The sequence below is a fragment of the Xanthomonas sp. NCPPB 3442 genome (assembly GCF_056725145.1).
On the sequence record NZ_CM161514.1, the window covers coordinates 2731813 to 2746163 of the forward strand.

Genomic DNA, 14351 nt, shown 5'->3' on the forward strand with positions numbered 1-14351 from the left:
CTGCATGCTCACCATGGCCCGTGATGCACTCACACGCCCTGCCGGCTGGCCAATTTGTTCAGGCGGTCCAGCAGACTCACCCAGAACGCGGCCGGCAGCTCCGCCTTCAGTGGCACGCTGTACAACCACTCGTCGGCGAACGGACGGCATTTCACCGCATCCTTTTCGGTCATCAGCACCGGCAGGCGGCTTCCGAAGCTGAAATCCGCGGCGCGGTAGACGTGATGATCCGGAAACGCGTGCGGCACCACGCCAATGCCGCGCGCGCGCAGCATGGCGAAGAAACGTTCCGGATGCGCGATGCCCGCTACCGCATGCACGCGCTGCCCGGCAAGCATGCTCAAGGGCTGCGCACGCTTGCCATCCATCGGCTGCACGCTGTCGATGCTCAAACGCATCTGCCACTCGCCGAAACCGGCATCATCGGGCACCTGCGGTGCGGCAGTCGCACTGGCCTGGCCGAGATTGACCACGCGGAAATCGCAATCGCGCGCGCGCGCGGCCGGTTCGCGCAGCGGCCCAGCGGGCAACAGGCGTCCGTTGCCGTAGCGCCGCTGGCCATCGACCACTTCGATCTCGACATCGCGCGCCAGACGGTAATGCTGCAGCCCGTCGTCGCAGATCACGATGTCGCAGCCCGCTTCGACCAGCGCCCGTGCAGCGGCGAGCCGGTCGCTGTCGACACGCACGCGTGCACCGGTTTTCCAGGCGATCAACACCGGCTCATCGCCGCCGAGCGCCACCGGCGTGTCCGCTTCGACCCACCGCGCGGTACCTGCGTCATCGCGGCCGTAGCCACGGCTGGCGACGCCAGGCGTCCAGCCGGCTTCCTGCAGCTTTGCGACCAAGGCGATCGTCAGCGGCGTCTTGCCGGTGCCGCCGGCGGTGACATTGCCAACCACGATCACCGGCACCGGTACCCGGTGGCGCCGGCGCCAACCGCGGCGATACAGCGCCCGCCGCAATGCGATGGCAGCGCCGTAGACCGGCGCCAGGATGCGCGCCGGCAAGGGGATCGGCGTGTTGTCGTACCAGTAACCCGGGGTGCGGGTGCCGCGCTTGCTCATGCCTGGCGTTCGCGGAATTGCATGCCGTGCAGATGCGAATACAAGCCGCCCTGCGCCAGCAATTGGTGATGCGTACCGCGCTCGACGATCCGCCCCTGGTCCATTACCAGCACCTGATCGGCATGCTCGATGGTGGACAGGCGATGCGCGATGACTAGCGTGGTGCGGTCCGGCATCAGCTTGTGCAGGGCGTCCTGTACCAAGCGCTCGGATTCGTTGTCCAGCGCTGCGGTCGCCTCGTCCAGGATCAGGACCGGCGCGTCCTTGAGCATGGCGCGTGCGATCGCCAGACGCTGGCGCTGGCCACCGGACAGGCGCCCGCCCTTGGTGCCGACATGCGACTGCAGCCCCTCGGGCAGTTGCGCGACAAATTCCATTGCGTTTGCGCCCAGAATCGCCCGCTCCAACTGGCCGGCATCGGCGTTGCGCATTTCACCGAACGCCACGTTGTCGGCGATGCTGCCGTCGAACAACATCACCTGCTGGCCCACCAGCGCAATCTGCCTGCGCAGATCCGCCAGGGCGTACGCTTGCACCGGATGACCGTCGAGCAGGATCTGCCCGGCCTCGGCTTCGTAAAAACGCGGGATCAACTTGATCAGACTGGACTTGCCGCTTCCGGAACGCCCGACGATGGCAGTGACGGTGCCCGGTTGCGCAACGAAACTGACATCGGCCAGCGCCGGATTGACCTGGCCGGGGTAGCGCGCCGTGACATCGCGAAATTCGATCAAGCCCTTGGCACGCGTCAGCGGCACGGTACCTTGATCCGGCTCGTCCGGGCTGTCCAGCACCGAAAACAGGCGCTCGGCCGATGCCAGGCCGCGCTGCACCATGTTCTGCACATTGGTGAGCTGCTTGAGGCCCGGAATGATGGTCAGCATCGAAGTCATCAGCACGACGAAATCGCCGGCCGTCAGGCGCCCGGCCAAGGCCTGCGCACCGGCCACGAACAGCAGGGCCGACAGGCCGATCGCGCCGATCATCTGCACGGTGGCAGTGGAAATGCCGCGGGTGGATTCGACCTTCATCGCCAGGCGCAGGTTGCGATTGGCCAGCGCGCCATAGCGCTCCATTTCGGTCTGCTGGGCCCCGTAGATCTTGACCTCCTGATGGCTGGACAAGGTCTGGTCGGCAGCCTGCAGCAGCTGCGCACCGCTTTCCTGGATGCTGTGGCTGATACGGCGGTAGCGCCGCGCCACCTTGTCCATCACCCAGGCCAGCACCGGGGCGAGCACCAGGATGGTCAACGTCACCTGCCAGCTATGCCACAGCATCAGTGCCAGCGCACCGATCACCTGCAGCGATTGCTGGATCATGACCTTGACCGCATCCACTGCGGCCTGCGCAACCTGGTCCGAATCCGAGCCCAGGCGTATCAGCATCGAGGGCACCGGCTCCGAATCGAAGCGTGACCCCGGCAGGCGCAGATACTTGGCCATCACCTTGATACGCAGGTCGCGCGCGATGCTGCGTGCGGACTTGCCCATGGCCATGTCGGTGATGTAACCGGCGACGCCGCGCACCACGAACAGCAGGATGATCTGCACCGGCAGCCAGCGACTGACCTCGGCGTTCTTGTAGATGAAGGTCTCGTCGGTGATCGGCTTCATCAACGCCAGAAACCCGGTGGTGCCGGCCGCTTCGATCAACGCGGCGATCAACGCGGCCACCAGCAACAAGCGATACGGCTTGGCAAACGCCAGCAGGCGACGGTACGTGCGCCAGGAAGACACTGGCGCCGGGCGGTCGGTGGAGATGGTCACTGGCGGGTTCCGTTGGTGCTTGTCTTGCCGGTCGTACCGGTGGCGCTGGCCGGGGGCGCGGTGGCGATGGCAATGCGCCGGAAGCCGAGCTGGCCCAGCGCATCCTGCGCGGTCACCACGGCCTGATACGGGGTCCGCGCATCGGCGCGCATCAGCACGGTCTGTTCGCGGTCATCGCCGGCGATCTGGGCGATGGTCTGCTTGAGCGAATCCACATCCGAGCGCAGTACTTCCTGATCGTTGATGAAATAACGCCCATCGGCGTTGACCAGCACGCTCAACGAACGCGGCGGCGCACTGGTGTGCTGGTCGCTGGCGGTCGGCAACTGCAGCTGCAGCGTGGAGCGTGCGTCGAAGGTCGTGGTCACCACGAAAAAGATGATGAGGACGAGGATGACGTCAATCAATGGCACCAGGTCGATATGCGGCTCGTCCTGGCTTCGGTCGCTGCCGATGCGCATCCGTCAACCCTTCGCCGTGACAGGCCTGGCGCCCGCTGCGGCCGGCGCGACGGCTGCCGGCACGACTCGGCCATCGATGGTGTCCAGCAACAAGGTGGCTTCCTGCTCCATCTCGATGATGTAACCGGCGATGCGCCCCTTGAAGAAGCGATGCGCCATCAATGCCGGAACAGCGATGATCATGCCGGTGGCAGTGCACACCAGCGCTTTGCCGATGCCGCCGGCGAGCTGATTCACATCGCCGACGCCGTGATCGAGGATGCCCAGGAACATCTGGATCATGCCGACCACGGTACCAAGCAGACCCAACAACGGCCCGGCCGAAGCGATCGTGCCCAACGCATTCAGGTAGCGCTCCATGCGATGCACCACATGCCGGCCGGTGTCTTCGATACGTTCGCGAATCATGTCGCGCGGGCGGCCGCGCACATCCAGTGCAGCGGCCAGCAAGGCGCCCAACGGCGAATTGCGGCGCAGCGATTCGATGTGGGTGGGATCCAGATTGCCGCGCGCGGCCCAATTGCGCACTTCTTCACCCAGGCCCGGCGGCGTCACCTCATTGCGGCGCAGGCTCCACAGACGCTCCAGCACGATCGCCAGGGCGATCACGCCCAGCAACAGCAACGGCACCATCGGCCAACCGCCTGCCTTGACCAGCTCCAACACGATTCGATTCCTCCGGCAACACGGCCGCCTGTTCGCTGACCGATAGGATAGCAGCCGACCGCCGCCGTTCCGCAGCATCCCATAGCCGCGGCTGCCAGCGCCGCCGCTCGCGCAGTTGCATGCCCGCGGCACCGAGCCAAACCCGTATCGCTCCCGCCTGGGCAGTGTCCAGCACTTCTGCTCCGCCCGACTTCCAGCGTTGCACGACCTCGGCGCGCGGATGCCCGAATCTGTTGCCATGACCGGACGACACCAGCGCCAGGCGTGCGCCGGTCGCGGCGATGAAGCCGGCCTGCGAGCCGTCGGCGCTGCCGTGGTGCGGCACGATCACCAGGTCCGCACGCAGATCCGCGGCGCGCCCGCGCAGCAGGCGGCGCTCGACGATTTCGCCAATATCGCCCGGCAACAGTGCGCTCGCAGACGCGGTCTCGACCCGCAGCACGCAGCTGGATTGATTGCGTAGATAAGGAAACCCAACGCCGGGATGCAGAAAGCGGAAGCGCACACCGTCCCACTCCCACTGCTGCCCGGCGCGGCAACGTGCGGTGACGTCCAACGGCGCACCCGGTGGCGCAGCCGTGCGTGCCACCGGCAGCCCCGTGCGCACCGCGGCATAGCCACCGGCATGATCGGCGTCGGCGTGGCTGAGCACGATGGCATCCAGCCGGCGTACGCCAAGCGCGCGCAACGCCGGCAGCACGACGCGCTCGCCGGCATCAAACCCGTCGCGTACCGCCGGACCGGTATCGAACAGCAGCGCATGGCGTTGCGTGCGCACCAGCACCGCCAAGCCCTGGCCCACATCCAGCACCTGCACTTCCGCCTCGCCTGCGGCGGGTAGCTCGCGATCCGGCCAGAGCAGCGGCAACCACAGCAGCGCCGCCAACGATTTACCCGGCGTTGCGCGCGGCAGCAACAGCCAGAACGCACCGAGCAAGGCGGCGATCAGGGCAACCCCATCGGACTCGGGCACCCACCACAACGCCACCGCGGTGTGCCCGAGCCAGACGAACCCCGGCCAGGTCAGCTCAAAGCACCAGCCCGCAAGCTGCCATGCCCATACGCCGGTCCCTGGATAGATCGCTTCGAGCGCGGTCCCCAACAGGCACAGCGGCACCACCACGAAAGTCCACCAGGGAATGGCGACCAAATTGGCGAATGGCCCGACCAGCGACGCCTGCCCGAACAGGCTGACCGTCAACGGCAGCAGGCCAACGGTGGCCACGGTCTGCGCAGACAAAAAGCCGCGCACGATGGCGCGATCGTCAGACGGCAGGCACCAGACCAGCCATGCCACGCCGGCGAAGCTGAGCCAGAAGCCAGCCACCAGCACGCTGAGCGGATCCCACAGCAACACCGCCAACAAGGCGAGCGAGAGGACGTGCGCGGTCGAGGCGCGTCGCCGCAGTACCCTGGCGAGGGCCACCACCGCAATCATCAACACGGTGCGTACCGTCGGCAGCGCCAGGCCAGCCAATAGCGCGTAGGCGGCGGCGCCGAGTAGCGCGGCAATCGATGCCGCATGCAGACGCGGCATGAAGGTGCCCAGTCGCGGCTGCCAGCGCCATATGCCAGCGACCAGCAGCGCGAAGAATGCCCCGACCAGCCCGACATGAAATCCAGAGATGGCGATCAGATGGCTGAGCCCGGTCGCGCGCAACGTTGCCCATGCCATATCGTCCAGCCCGCGGGTATCTCCGAGCGCGAGCGCCCGCAGGTACGGCGCAGAAGGGCCGCCGACACGCTCGGCGATGCGTTGCGACATCCGTTCGCGCCACGCATCCACGCCTTGCGGCGGCGCGATCTGGCGTGCGGTTGCAGGCATGCGCACATAGCCCGTCGCAGCGATGCGCTGCGCCAGTGCCTGGCGCTCGGCATCGAAGCCTCCGGGATTGCGCAAGCCGCGTGGCGCACGCAGCTTGAGCCGCAGCTGCCAACGCGCACCTGCATGCAGCGCTGCGCGCGGGCCGATGCGCTCGGCGCCAAAGTCGTCGTACCAGGCCAGTTGCAGGAGCTTCCCGCGCAGTGCCGCCGGCTGCGCCGGCGCTTGGTCCACGCGCAGCTGAAAGCGGGTACGGCGTTGCTCGGCGGTCGGCAGGCCGACAATCTGTCCGCGCACGGTGACATCGCGTGTTTCATTCCGGGGAAGCAGTTGCGACTGCAGGGCATCGGTCACCTGCCACCCCATCGTCCCGAATCCAAAGAGTGCCGCCGCCCCTGCCAGCAATAGCGCACTCCGGCGCGGGCGCAGCCACACCGTCGCGCCGCTGCCCAGCAATGCAACACACGCGCAGCCGACGTAAACCATGCGCGCAAGCAGTGTGGGCGACCAGGCGCAGGCCACCACGCCCAGCAATAACGCGGCCGCAATGGCCACCGCCGATCCCATCTGTGGCGGCGCTGCCTGCGCTGACACCTCCATGCTGTCGGTCGCCATCCCGCACCCTATCGATCAACGTCTTCACCTTAGATCGCGGCACCTTCCACGCACAGCGGAGATCTGCCCGAGGCTGGGTAGGAAGAACACTGAGCGGCGCTCGCTGATCGCGAATACGGAAGAAGTACTGCAGCCCGCAACCGCTAGATGCAGTGCGTAGGACAGTGCACACCTGACGATGCATGCCGCAGCAAATGGAGCGATCAACGGCGCAGCACGCGCTCTGGCCCAGTATTCGCCCCGATTTCATGGTGTCGCCGCTAAGGTGAAATCCGTTTTCCAGGAGCCTCCCCCCATGCGTAAAGGCATTGCATTGATCGTCGGTGTGACCGGCATCTCCGGTTACAACCTTGCCAACGTGCTGCTCGCCGACGGCTGGACCGTGTACGGCCTTGCACGCCGGCCACTGCCCCACGACGGTGTCATTCCGGTCGCGGCAGATCTACTGGACGCCGACAGCACCAACAGCGCGTTACGTGGCCTACCGATTACCCACGTGTTCTTCTGCACCTGGACCCGCCGCGATACCGAACGCGAGAACGTCCAGGCCAACGGCGCGATGATGCGGCACCTGTGCGATGCACTCAGCGATGCGCCGCTGCAGCACATGGCGCTGGTCACCGGCACCAAGCACTACCTGGGCGCCTTCGAGAATTACGGCAGCGGCAAGGCCGAGACGCCGTTTCGCGAAAGCGAGCCGCGCCAGCCGGGCGAAAACTTCTACTACACGCTGGAAGACCTGCTGTTTGCGCATGCGCAGCAGCACGGTTTCCGCTGGAGCGTACATCGCTCGCACACCATGATCGGCATGGCCAACGGCAGCAACGCCATGAACATGGGCGTGACGCTGGCGGTGTATGCATCGCTGTGCAAGCACACCGGGCAACCGTTCGTGTTCCCAGGGTCGCAAGCGCAGTGGAACAGCCTCACCGACCTCACCGATGCCGGGCTGCTCGGCCGCCAACTGGCCTGGGCCGGGCTTAGCCCCGCAGCGCGCAATCAGGCCTTCAACACCGTCAATGGCGATGTGTTCCGCTGGCGCTGGATGTGGGGCGAGATTGCGAAGTTCTTCGAACTCGATGCTGCGCCCTGCCCCGCTGTGCCTGAACCGCTGGAACCACGCATGAGCCAGACCGCGCCTGCCCTGTGGGCTGAGGTGGCCGCGCAACACCAGCTGGTAGAGTCCGACGTCAATCGGCTTGCATCGTGGTGGCATACCGATGCCGACCTAGGCCGCGAGATCGAGTGCGTCAACGACATGACCAAGAGCCGCGAACTGGGTTTCCTCGACTTCTACGACAGCCGCGCCTCGTTCTTCGAACTGTTTACCCGCCTGCGGGCACTGCGCATCATTCCTTGACCGATGCCATGGCATCCCCGCAGGCTGCATTGGCCTGCGGCGACCAGGCAGCTAATGCCCTGGCGGTTGGGGTGCAAGCGATCGTGCGCTGCCACTGCACTTCAAAATTCGCCACCATTTCGGCTAACGGGCACAGCACCGGTGACCGTTGAAGATTCCACGCTCATACACGACGCGATCGGTCTGCCAACCGACCGCTTCGCCATGCGCTTACACCGCAGACGGCGCCAATTCGCGCAGCTTGCCCTGGTGTAGCTCCAGCACGCGGTCCAGGCGCCGTGCCAAGCCGCGGTCGTGCGTCACCAACACCAGGCTGGTGCGCTGGGCGCGGTTGAGCTCCAGCATCAGCTCGAACACGGTGCCCGCGGTCTTGTCGTCCAGATTGCCGGTGGGCTCGTCGCCCAATACGCAGCCCGGCTTGTTGACCAATGCACGCGCCACCGCACAGCGCTGACGTTCGCCCCCGGAGAGTTCGCTGGGCTTGTGTTCGACGCGATGCCCAAGCCCAACCGATTCCAGCAGTTGCAGTGCCTGACCCTTGGCGACGGCCACATCCTTGCCGGACAACAGCACCGGCATCATCACGTTCTCCAACGCGGTGAATTCGGGCAACAAGTGATGGAACTGGTAGACGAAGCCAAGCGCCTGGTTACGCAGCTTGCCGCGCTGCGCGTCGGACAGCGCCGACATGCGCTCGCCGGCCACATACACCTCGCCGGAGGTCGGAATATCCAGCCCGCCGAGCAGATGCAGCAAGGTGCTCTTGCCGGCGCCGGAGGCACCGACGATCGCCACGGTTTCGCCGGTGGCCACCGAGAGATCCAGGCCATCGAATACCGGCGTGCGCATCTTGCCTTCGGCGTAGGTCTTGGCCAGCGCTTCGGCGCGGATCACCGCAGTTGCCTGTTCTGGTGTTTGCACGGCCGCTTCCCGGATCTCATTCATAGCGCAGCGCCTCCGCCGGCTGGGTGCGCGAAGCGCGCCACGCCGGGTACAAGGTCGCCAGGAAACTCATCACCAATGCCACCACGGTGATCACTACCACGTCCTGGGTTTGCATATCGGTCGGCAGGCCAGTGATGTAGTACACGTCTTCGGGTAGCAACTTGACGCTGAAAATCGTTTCGATCACGCCGAGGATGCGTTCGAGGTTGAACGTCAGCACGATGCCGCCGATCACGCCCATGAAGGTACCCATGAAGCCGATCAACGAGCCCTGCACCATGAATACCTGCATCACCCCGCCCGGCGACAGCCCGAGCGTGCGCAAGATGGCGATATCGGCCTGTTTGTCGGTCACCAGCATCACTTGCGAAGACACGAGGTTGAACGCCCCCATCGCCACGATCAGCGACAGCAGGATGCCCATCACCGTCTTTTCCATCTTCAAGGAGTGGTACAGGTTGGCGTTTTCCTGGGTCCAGTCGCTAACCCGATACGGGCCGTGCAACTTCACCGCCAGATCGCGCGCCACCGGCCAGGCCTGATCCATGTCATGCAGGCGCAGGCGCACGCCGGTGACGCCATCCATGCGCAGCACGCGCGCCAGGTCCTGCATGTTCACCACGGCCAGGCCGCGGTCGATCTCGTTGTATCCGGCCTCGAAAATACCGCTCACGGTAAAGCGCTTGAGCCGCGGCATCGCGCCCAGCGGCGTCGCCTGGGTGTCGCTGAGCAACACGACGATGCTATCGCCGACATCCACGCCAAGCCACAACGCCAGCTCCTTGCCGATGACGATGTTGTACGAGCCAGGGGTCAGGCTGTCGACCGAGCCCTGCTGCATCTTCTTGGCCAGCACCGACACCTTGCCTTCTTCGGCAGGAATCACGCCGCGCACGATGGCCGGCTGCTTGCGCGGGCCCTGCAATAAGGATTCGGTTTCGATGTAGGGCGCGGCACCGGCCACGCGCGGATCGGACATGGCGACCTCGACCGCATGCTGCCAGTCGCGCATCGGCGCGCCTTCTGCACTGACGGTCGCGTGGGCAGCCATCTGCAGCAGGCGGTCGCGGATTTCCTTCTGGAAACCGCTCATCACTGCAAGCGTGGTGATCAGCACGGTCACGCCCAGGGCGATGCCCAGGATCGACGCCATCGAAATAAACGATATGAAGCCATTGCGCCGCTTGGCACGCAGATAGCGCAAGCCGATGGCAACCGGGATAGGTTTGAACATGCGGTTCAACCGGGAAAGGGACGCTATGGTGCCACTAGCGGCCGCCCCGACGAAATGGCGTGGGCCTGAGCGGCCAGACGCAGTTCACGTCGTTGCGGCGCCGGCAAGGTGTCCGGCCAGAAATGCAGGCGCTCGCGCCGGCCATCCGCTCGCCTCCACGACACCACCGCAAGCGGTCCGCGCCAACGGACCTGCAGCCCTTCCACCTGCATACCGTCAATGCTGGCGGGCGTTTGCGTCCATGGCACCAGCAACTGCCTCACTGGCGAACGCAACAGCTGGCGCACTGCTCGCCCGCCTGCAAACACCGCGTACGCCGACAACGACACGGCCAGCCACGGTGGTACGCCACTGCGCCACACCGCCCACACGGCCAGCGCTACCAACACGCTCAATGCGCAAATCAACCAGCGCGAGGGGCGCCACTCAAGCCGGCAAGGCGCGAATATCGGCGATGAGTGCGGCGTTGGCGGCATCGGGGCAAGCCTCGTATCCCATGAACCAGCGCCACAACTTATCGTCTTCGCAATCCAGTAGCTGTAGGAAAACCGCGCGCTCGGCGTCGGGAGCCTGCGCCCAGCGTTGATCAAGGTAGCGCCCGAATAATTGGTCGAGTTCGCGCATGCCGCGTCGGCAACGCCAGCGCAGTTTTTTCAGCAGGGTTTGTTCGTCCATTCTCACTCTCCACCGCACCGCATGGCGGGCCAAAAACGACAGCGGCACCTGACCCAAGGGCCGGTGCCGCTGCGAACCACATCCCCGTGGTGGGGAATCAATGCCGTGCAATCAGGCGCGACGCGCCATCATCAGCTTCTTGATTTCGGCGATCGCCAGCGCCGGGTTCAAGCCCTTCGGGCAGGTCCGTGCGCAGTTCATGATGGTGTGGCAGCGATACAGCTTGAACGGGTCTTCCAGATCGTCCAGACGCGCACCAGTGTCTTCGTCGCGCGAATCGATGATCCAACGGTAGGCCTGCAGCAGGATCGCCGGGCCCAGATACCGCTCGCCATTCCACCAGTAGCTTGGGCAACTGGTCGAGCAGCATGCGCACAGAATGCATTCGTACAATCCGTCGAGCTTGCGACGGTCTTCCGGCGACTGCAGGCGCTCGCGGTCCGGCGGCGGCGGGGTCTGGGTACGGATCCACGGCTTGATCGACGCGTACTGCGCGTAGAAATGCGTCAGATCCGGCACCAGGTCCTTGATCACGCTCATGTGCGGCAGCGGATAGATCGGCACCTCGGACTTGCCGCATGCGGCAATCGCCTTGGTGCAGGCCAGCGTGTTGGTGCCATCGATGTTCATCGCGCACGAGCCACAAATGCCCTCGCGGCAGGAGCGACGGAACGCCAGCGTCGGGTCGATCTCGTTCTTGATCTTGATCAGCGCGTCCAACACCATCGGACCGCATTTATCCAGATCGATCTCGTAACTGTCGGTACGCGGGTTGGCGTCGACGTCCGGATCCCAGCGGTAGACCTTGAAGGTGCGCGTGTTCTTGGCGCCCTTTGCAGGGTAATGCTTGCCCTTGCCGATCTTTGAATTCTTGGGGAGGGTGAACTCTGCCATAGCTGCTCTCGTTGGCTCAGGCGATGCGCGGTGCGGACGACAACCGCACCGTGCGCATGAAGGTAAAGATGACGGATGCCACTGCCGAAGCAGTCGCGCAGCGGCCGGCCATGTGCCGGCGCTGCTCCAGCGTCATGCCACGACCACACTGCTGCACCGACTCGCTGCCACGCGCCGAGGCGATGGCAAGCGATGACAAGGCAACGGTGGGTCGCTGCATGCGCATCGATCAGTAAACGCGCGGCTTCGGCGGGACCACGTCCACGTCCTTGCTCAGCGTGTACATGTGCACAGGGCGGTAATCGAATTCGCACTTGCCCTTGTCGTCGACGGTCACCAGCGTGTGCTTTTGCCAGTTGACGTCGTCGCGGTCCGGGAAGTCTTCGTGCGAATGCGCGCCGCGGCTTTCCTTGCGCTGTTCGGCCGAATTGATCGTCGCCACCGCGTTGAGCAGCAGGTTGTTCAATTCATAGGTCTCGATCAGGTCCGAATTCCACACCAGCGAACGGTCAGACACCTTGACGTCTTCGAAGGTGGCGAAGATCTCGGCCATCTTGTCCACGCCCTCTTTCAGCGTCTTGCTGGTGCGGAACACGGCGGCGTCCGACTGCATGGTGCGCTGCATGTTGTCGCGGATCACGGCCGTCGGCGTGGAGCCGTTGGCGTGACGCAGCTTGTCCAGCAGGCCCAAGGCCTTGTCGCAGGCATCGGACGGCAGCGTCTTGTGCGGCTGATTGGGCTTGACCGTCTCGGCACAGCGATTGGCAACCGCGCGGCCGAACACCACCAGGTCCAGCAGCGAGTTCGAACCCAGACGGTTTGCACCATGGACCGAGACGCATGCCGCCTCGCCGATGGCATACAGGCCCGGCACCACGGCATCCGCATCGTCGCCTTGCTTGCGCACGACCTCGCCGTAGAAGTTCGTCGGAATGCCGCCCATGTTGTAGTGCACGGTCGGCAGCACCGGGATCGGCTGCTTGGTCACGTCCACGCCGGCGAAGATGTGCGCGCTTTCGGCGATGCCGGGCAGCTTTTCGTTGATCACTTCCGGACCAAGGTGGGTCAGGTCGAGCAGGATGTGATCCTTGTGCTCGCCCACGCCACGGCCTTCGCGAATTTCCACCGTCATCGAACGCGACACCACGTCGCGCGACGCCAGATCCTTGTAATGCGGTGCGTAACGCTCCATGAAGCGCTCGCCATTGCTGTTGCGCAGGATGCCGCCTTCGCCGCGCACGCCCTCGGTGATCAGGCAGCCCGCACCGTAGATGCCGGTGGGGTGGAACTGCACGAATTCCATGTCCTGCACCGGCAGGCCGGCACGCATCACCAGGCCGCCGCCGTCACCGGTACAGGTGTGTGCGGAGGTGGCGCTGAAGTAGGCACGGCCGTAACCGCCGGTCGCCAGCACCACGCCGTGGGCGCGGAACAGATGTAGCGAGCCTTCTGCCATGTCCAGTGCGAGCACGCCACGGCAGACGCCTTCTTCGTCGAAGATCAGATCGAGCGCGAAGTACTCGATCATGAAGCGTGCGTTGTGCGCCAGCGACTGCTGATACAGCGTATGCAGCATGGCGTGGCCGGTCCGGTCGGCTGCGGCGCAGGTACGCTGCGCTGACGGGCCTTCGCCATACTTGGTGGTCATGCCGCCGAACGGGCGCTGGTAGATCTTGCCCTCTTCGGTACGCGAGAACGGCACGCCGTAGTGTTCGAGCTCGATGATGGCCGGAATCGCTTCACGACACATGTACTCGATCGCGTCCTGGTCACCCAGCCAATCGGAGCCCTTGATGGTGTCGTAAAAGTGATAACGCCAGTCGTCTTCGCCCATGTTGCCCAGCGCCGCGGAAATACCGCCCTGCGCTGCCACGGTGTGCGAACGGGTCGGGAAGACCTTGGTCAGGCAGACCGTCTGCAGGCCCTTCTGGGCCAGGCCGAACGTGGCGCGCAGGCCGGCGCCACCGGCGCCCACCACGACCATGTCGTACTTGTGTTCTGTGATCTTGTAAGCGGACATCGAATTATGGGTTCCTGTTTGGTCGCTGACGACTCAGCTCATGCCCAGCGCGATACGCGCCACGGCAAACACGCTGACGATGGCGCCCAGCACGGCAACAAAACGCACGAGGGTCTGCGCAATCAGTGCGAGCAGCGAGTCGTGCACGTAGTCTTCCAGTACCACCTGCATGCCAAGCTGGGCATGCCAGAACGAGGCAATGAGGAAAGCGACAAGCAAAATCGCATTCCACGGCTTGGCCACTGCGGCGGTGGCGGCAGCGTGATCGGCACCGATCAAGCTCAGCACGAAGATCAGGAACCAGATCGACAGCGGCACCAGTGCGGCCGCGGTCAGGCGCTGGATCACGAAATGTTCGGTACCGGTCTTGGCGGCGCCCAGGCCGCGCACATTCTTCAGCGGGGTACGGTAGCGGCTCATAGGGCACCTCCGGACAGCAGTACGTAAGCCCAGATGGCGATAGTCAGCACAAGGCTCAGAACCACCGACAACCAACCCATGCTGATGAACGAGCGCACGGCGTAGCCTTGCCCGAAGTCCTGCAGCATGTGGCGCAAGCCACCGAACAGGTGGAAGGCGAAAGACCAGGTCCAGCCGAACAGGAATACCTGCCCATACCAGGTGGCAGCCTGATCGCGGAAACAATTCCAATGGTCGGGGCCAAGCATCAAGGTGAGCAAGGCAGCGGCAATTCCCAGTGCGCCGACGGACAGTACGATGCCGGTGGCTCGATTGAGAATCGAGGTCACCATCTGTATCTGCCAACGGTATACCTGGAGATGCGGGGAGAGAGGACGTTCGCGGATCGCCATTCGCTGGGCTCGTT

Annotated in this window: 15 protein-coding genes; 1 reads left to right on the forward strand and 14 read right to left on the reverse strand. The window is 64.8% G+C overall.

The features are described from left to right. Nucleotides 1-29 precede the first annotated feature (29 nt). Genes lpxK through AC1POX_RS11890 form a run of 5 tightly spaced genes read right to left on the reverse strand, consistent with a single transcriptional unit; the run spans nucleotide 30 to nucleotide 6397 of the window. Nucleotides 30-1067 carry a tetraacyldisaccharide 4'-kinase gene (gene lpxK, locus AC1POX_RS11870; RefSeq protein ID WP_008576646.1) on the reverse strand — a complete coding sequence of 346 codons (1038 nt, stop codon included), beginning with the start codon at nucleotides 1065-1067 and terminating at the stop codon, nucleotides 30-32. After that, a complete protein-coding gene (msbA, locus tag AC1POX_RS11875) occupies nucleotides 1064-2833 on the reverse strand; it encodes a lipid A export permease/ATP-binding protein MsbA (RefSeq protein WP_011347456.1) in 1770 nt (589 codons plus the stop codon). Before msbA ends, lpxK begins: the two co-directional genes overlap by 4 nt. Beyond that, nucleotides 2830-3294 carry an ExbD/TolR family protein gene (locus tag AC1POX_RS11880; protein ID WP_008576649.1) on the reverse strand — a complete coding sequence of 155 codons (465 nt, stop codon included), beginning with the start codon at nucleotides 3292-3294 and terminating at the stop codon, nucleotides 2830-2832. The genes msbA and AC1POX_RS11880 overlap by 4 nt, the downstream gene beginning before the upstream one ends. A gap of 3 nt (nucleotides 3295-3297) precedes the next feature. Beyond that, the gene (locus AC1POX_RS11885; RefSeq protein WP_071117190.1) at nucleotides 3298-3960 is read right to left on the reverse strand and encodes a MotA/TolQ/ExbB proton channel family protein; all 663 of its coding nucleotides are present in this window, start codon (nucleotides 3958-3960) and stop codon (nucleotides 3298-3300) included. Further along, nucleotides 3851-6397, reverse strand: coding sequence for a DNA internalization-related competence protein ComEC/Rec2 (locus AC1POX_RS11890; protein ID WP_218505666.1), 2547 nt, complete (start codon nucleotides 6395-6397; stop codon nucleotides 3851-3853). The genes AC1POX_RS11885 and AC1POX_RS11890 overlap by 110 nt, the downstream gene beginning before the upstream one ends. A gap of 295 nt (nucleotides 6398-6692) precedes the next feature. Between AC1POX_RS11890 and AC1POX_RS11895 the strand changes: the two genes are divergently transcribed. Further along, complete coding sequence (locus AC1POX_RS11895) at nucleotides 6693-7757, forward strand: SDR family oxidoreductase (protein ID WP_372163818.1); 1065 nt, start codon at nucleotides 6693-6695, stop codon at nucleotides 7755-7757. Between the two features lie 210 nt (nucleotides 7758-7967). Here the strand turns inward: AC1POX_RS11895 and lolD are convergent, their stop codons facing one another. From lolD to sdhC, 9 genes are all read right to left on the reverse strand, one after another. Beyond that, entirely contained in the window at nucleotides 7968-8702 is a 735-nt protein-coding gene (lolD, locus tag AC1POX_RS11900) for a lipoprotein-releasing ABC transporter ATP-binding protein LolD (RefSeq protein ID WP_057682212.1), read from the reverse strand. After that, a complete protein-coding gene (locus AC1POX_RS11905; protein WP_008576657.1) occupies nucleotides 8695-9936 on the reverse strand; it encodes a lipoprotein-releasing ABC transporter permease subunit in 1242 nt (413 codons plus the stop codon). The genes lolD and AC1POX_RS11905 overlap by 8 nt, the downstream gene beginning before the upstream one ends. Nucleotides 9937-9959: 23 nt before the next feature. Then, nucleotides 9960-10412: a YgfX family protein gene (locus tag AC1POX_RS11910; RefSeq protein WP_122272836.1), complete on the reverse strand. Its 453-nt coding sequence runs from the start codon at nucleotides 10410-10412 to the stop codon at nucleotides 9960-9962. Beyond that, nucleotides 10363-10611: an FAD assembly factor SdhE gene (locus AC1POX_RS11915; protein WP_003482785.1), complete on the reverse strand. Its 249-nt coding sequence runs from the start codon at nucleotides 10609-10611 to the stop codon at nucleotides 10363-10365. Before AC1POX_RS11915 ends, AC1POX_RS11910 begins: the two co-directional genes overlap by 50 nt. 111 nt (nucleotides 10612-10722) lie before the next feature. After that, entirely contained in the window at nucleotides 10723-11505 is a 783-nt protein-coding gene (locus AC1POX_RS11920; protein ID WP_003482787.1) for a succinate dehydrogenase iron-sulfur subunit, read from the reverse strand. Nucleotides 11506-11521: 16 nt separating this feature from the next. Continuing rightward, nucleotides 11522-11725, reverse strand: a complete 204-nt coding sequence (locus AC1POX_RS11925) for a hypothetical protein (RefSeq protein WP_014090243.1) — start codon at nucleotides 11723-11725, stop codon at nucleotides 11522-11524. A 9-nt stretch (nucleotides 11726-11734) separates the two neighbouring features. Beyond that, nucleotides 11735-13525, reverse strand: coding sequence for a succinate dehydrogenase flavoprotein subunit (sdhA, locus tag AC1POX_RS11930; RefSeq protein WP_005916748.1), 1791 nt, complete (start codon nucleotides 13523-13525; stop codon nucleotides 11735-11737). A gap of 33 nt (nucleotides 13526-13558) precedes the next feature. Continuing rightward, nucleotides 13559-13945: a succinate dehydrogenase, hydrophobic membrane anchor protein gene (gene sdhD, locus AC1POX_RS11935; RefSeq protein ID WP_008576669.1), complete on the reverse strand. Its 387-nt coding sequence runs from the start codon at nucleotides 13943-13945 to the stop codon at nucleotides 13559-13561. Then, entirely contained in the window at nucleotides 13942-14337 is a 396-nt protein-coding gene (sdhC, locus tag AC1POX_RS11940; protein ID WP_008576670.1) for a succinate dehydrogenase, cytochrome b556 subunit, read from the reverse strand. The genes sdhD and sdhC overlap by 4 nt, the downstream gene beginning before the upstream one ends. Between the last annotated feature and the right edge of the window lie 14 nt (nucleotides 14338-14351).

What these genes read in the sequence shown, in the direction of transcription:
- sdhD (WP_008576669.1), bottom strand. Translation starts at nt 13,945, where the DNA reads ATGAGCCGCTACCGTACCCCGCTGAAGAATGTGCGCGGCCTGGGCGCC.
- AC1POX_RS11895 (WP_372163818.1), top strand. Translation starts at nt 6,693, where the DNA reads ATGCGTAAAGGCATTGCATTGATCGTCGGTGTGACCGGCATCTCCGGT.
- AC1POX_RS11910 (WP_122272836.1), bottom strand. Translation starts at nt 10,412, where the DNA reads ATGCCGCCAACGCCGCACTCATCGCCGATATTCGCGCCTTGCCGGCTT.
- AC1POX_RS11915 (WP_003482785.1), bottom strand. Translation starts at nt 10,611, where the DNA reads ATGGACGAACAAACCCTGCTGAAAAAACTGCGCTGGCGTTGCCGACGC.
- lpxK (WP_008576646.1), bottom strand. Translation starts at nt 1,067, where the DNA reads ATGAGCAAGCGCGGCACCCGCACCCCGGGTTACTGGTACGACAACACG.
- AC1POX_RS11920 (WP_003482787.1), bottom strand. Translation starts at nt 11,505, where the DNA reads ATGGCAGAGTTCACCCTCCCCAAGAATTCAAAGATCGGCAAGGGCAAG.
- lolD (WP_057682212.1), bottom strand. Translation starts at nt 8,702, where the DNA reads ATGAATGAGATCCGGGAAGCGGCCGTGCAAACACCAGAACAGGCAACT.
- sdhC (WP_008576670.1), bottom strand. Translation starts at nt 14,337, where the DNA reads ATGGCGATCCGCGAACGTCCTCTCTCCCCGCATCTCCAGGTATACCGT.
- sdhA (WP_005916748.1), bottom strand. Translation starts at nt 13,525, where the DNA reads ATGTCCGCTTACAAGATCACAGAACACAAGTACGACATGGTCGTGGTG.
- AC1POX_RS11890 (WP_218505666.1), bottom strand. Translation starts at nt 6,397, where the DNA reads ATGGCGACCGACAGCATGGAGGTGTCAGCGCAGGCAGCGCCGCCACAG.
- AC1POX_RS11880 (WP_008576649.1), bottom strand. Translation starts at nt 3,294, where the DNA reads ATGCGCATCGGCAGCGACCGAAGCCAGGACGAGCCGCATATCGACCTG.
- AC1POX_RS11925 (WP_014090243.1), bottom strand. Translation starts at nt 11,725, where the DNA reads ATGCAGCGACCCACCGTTGCCTTGTCATCGCTTGCCATCGCCTCGGCG.
- AC1POX_RS11905 (WP_008576657.1), bottom strand. Translation starts at nt 9,936, where the DNA reads ATGTTCAAACCTATCCCGGTTGCCATCGGCTTGCGCTATCTGCGTGCC.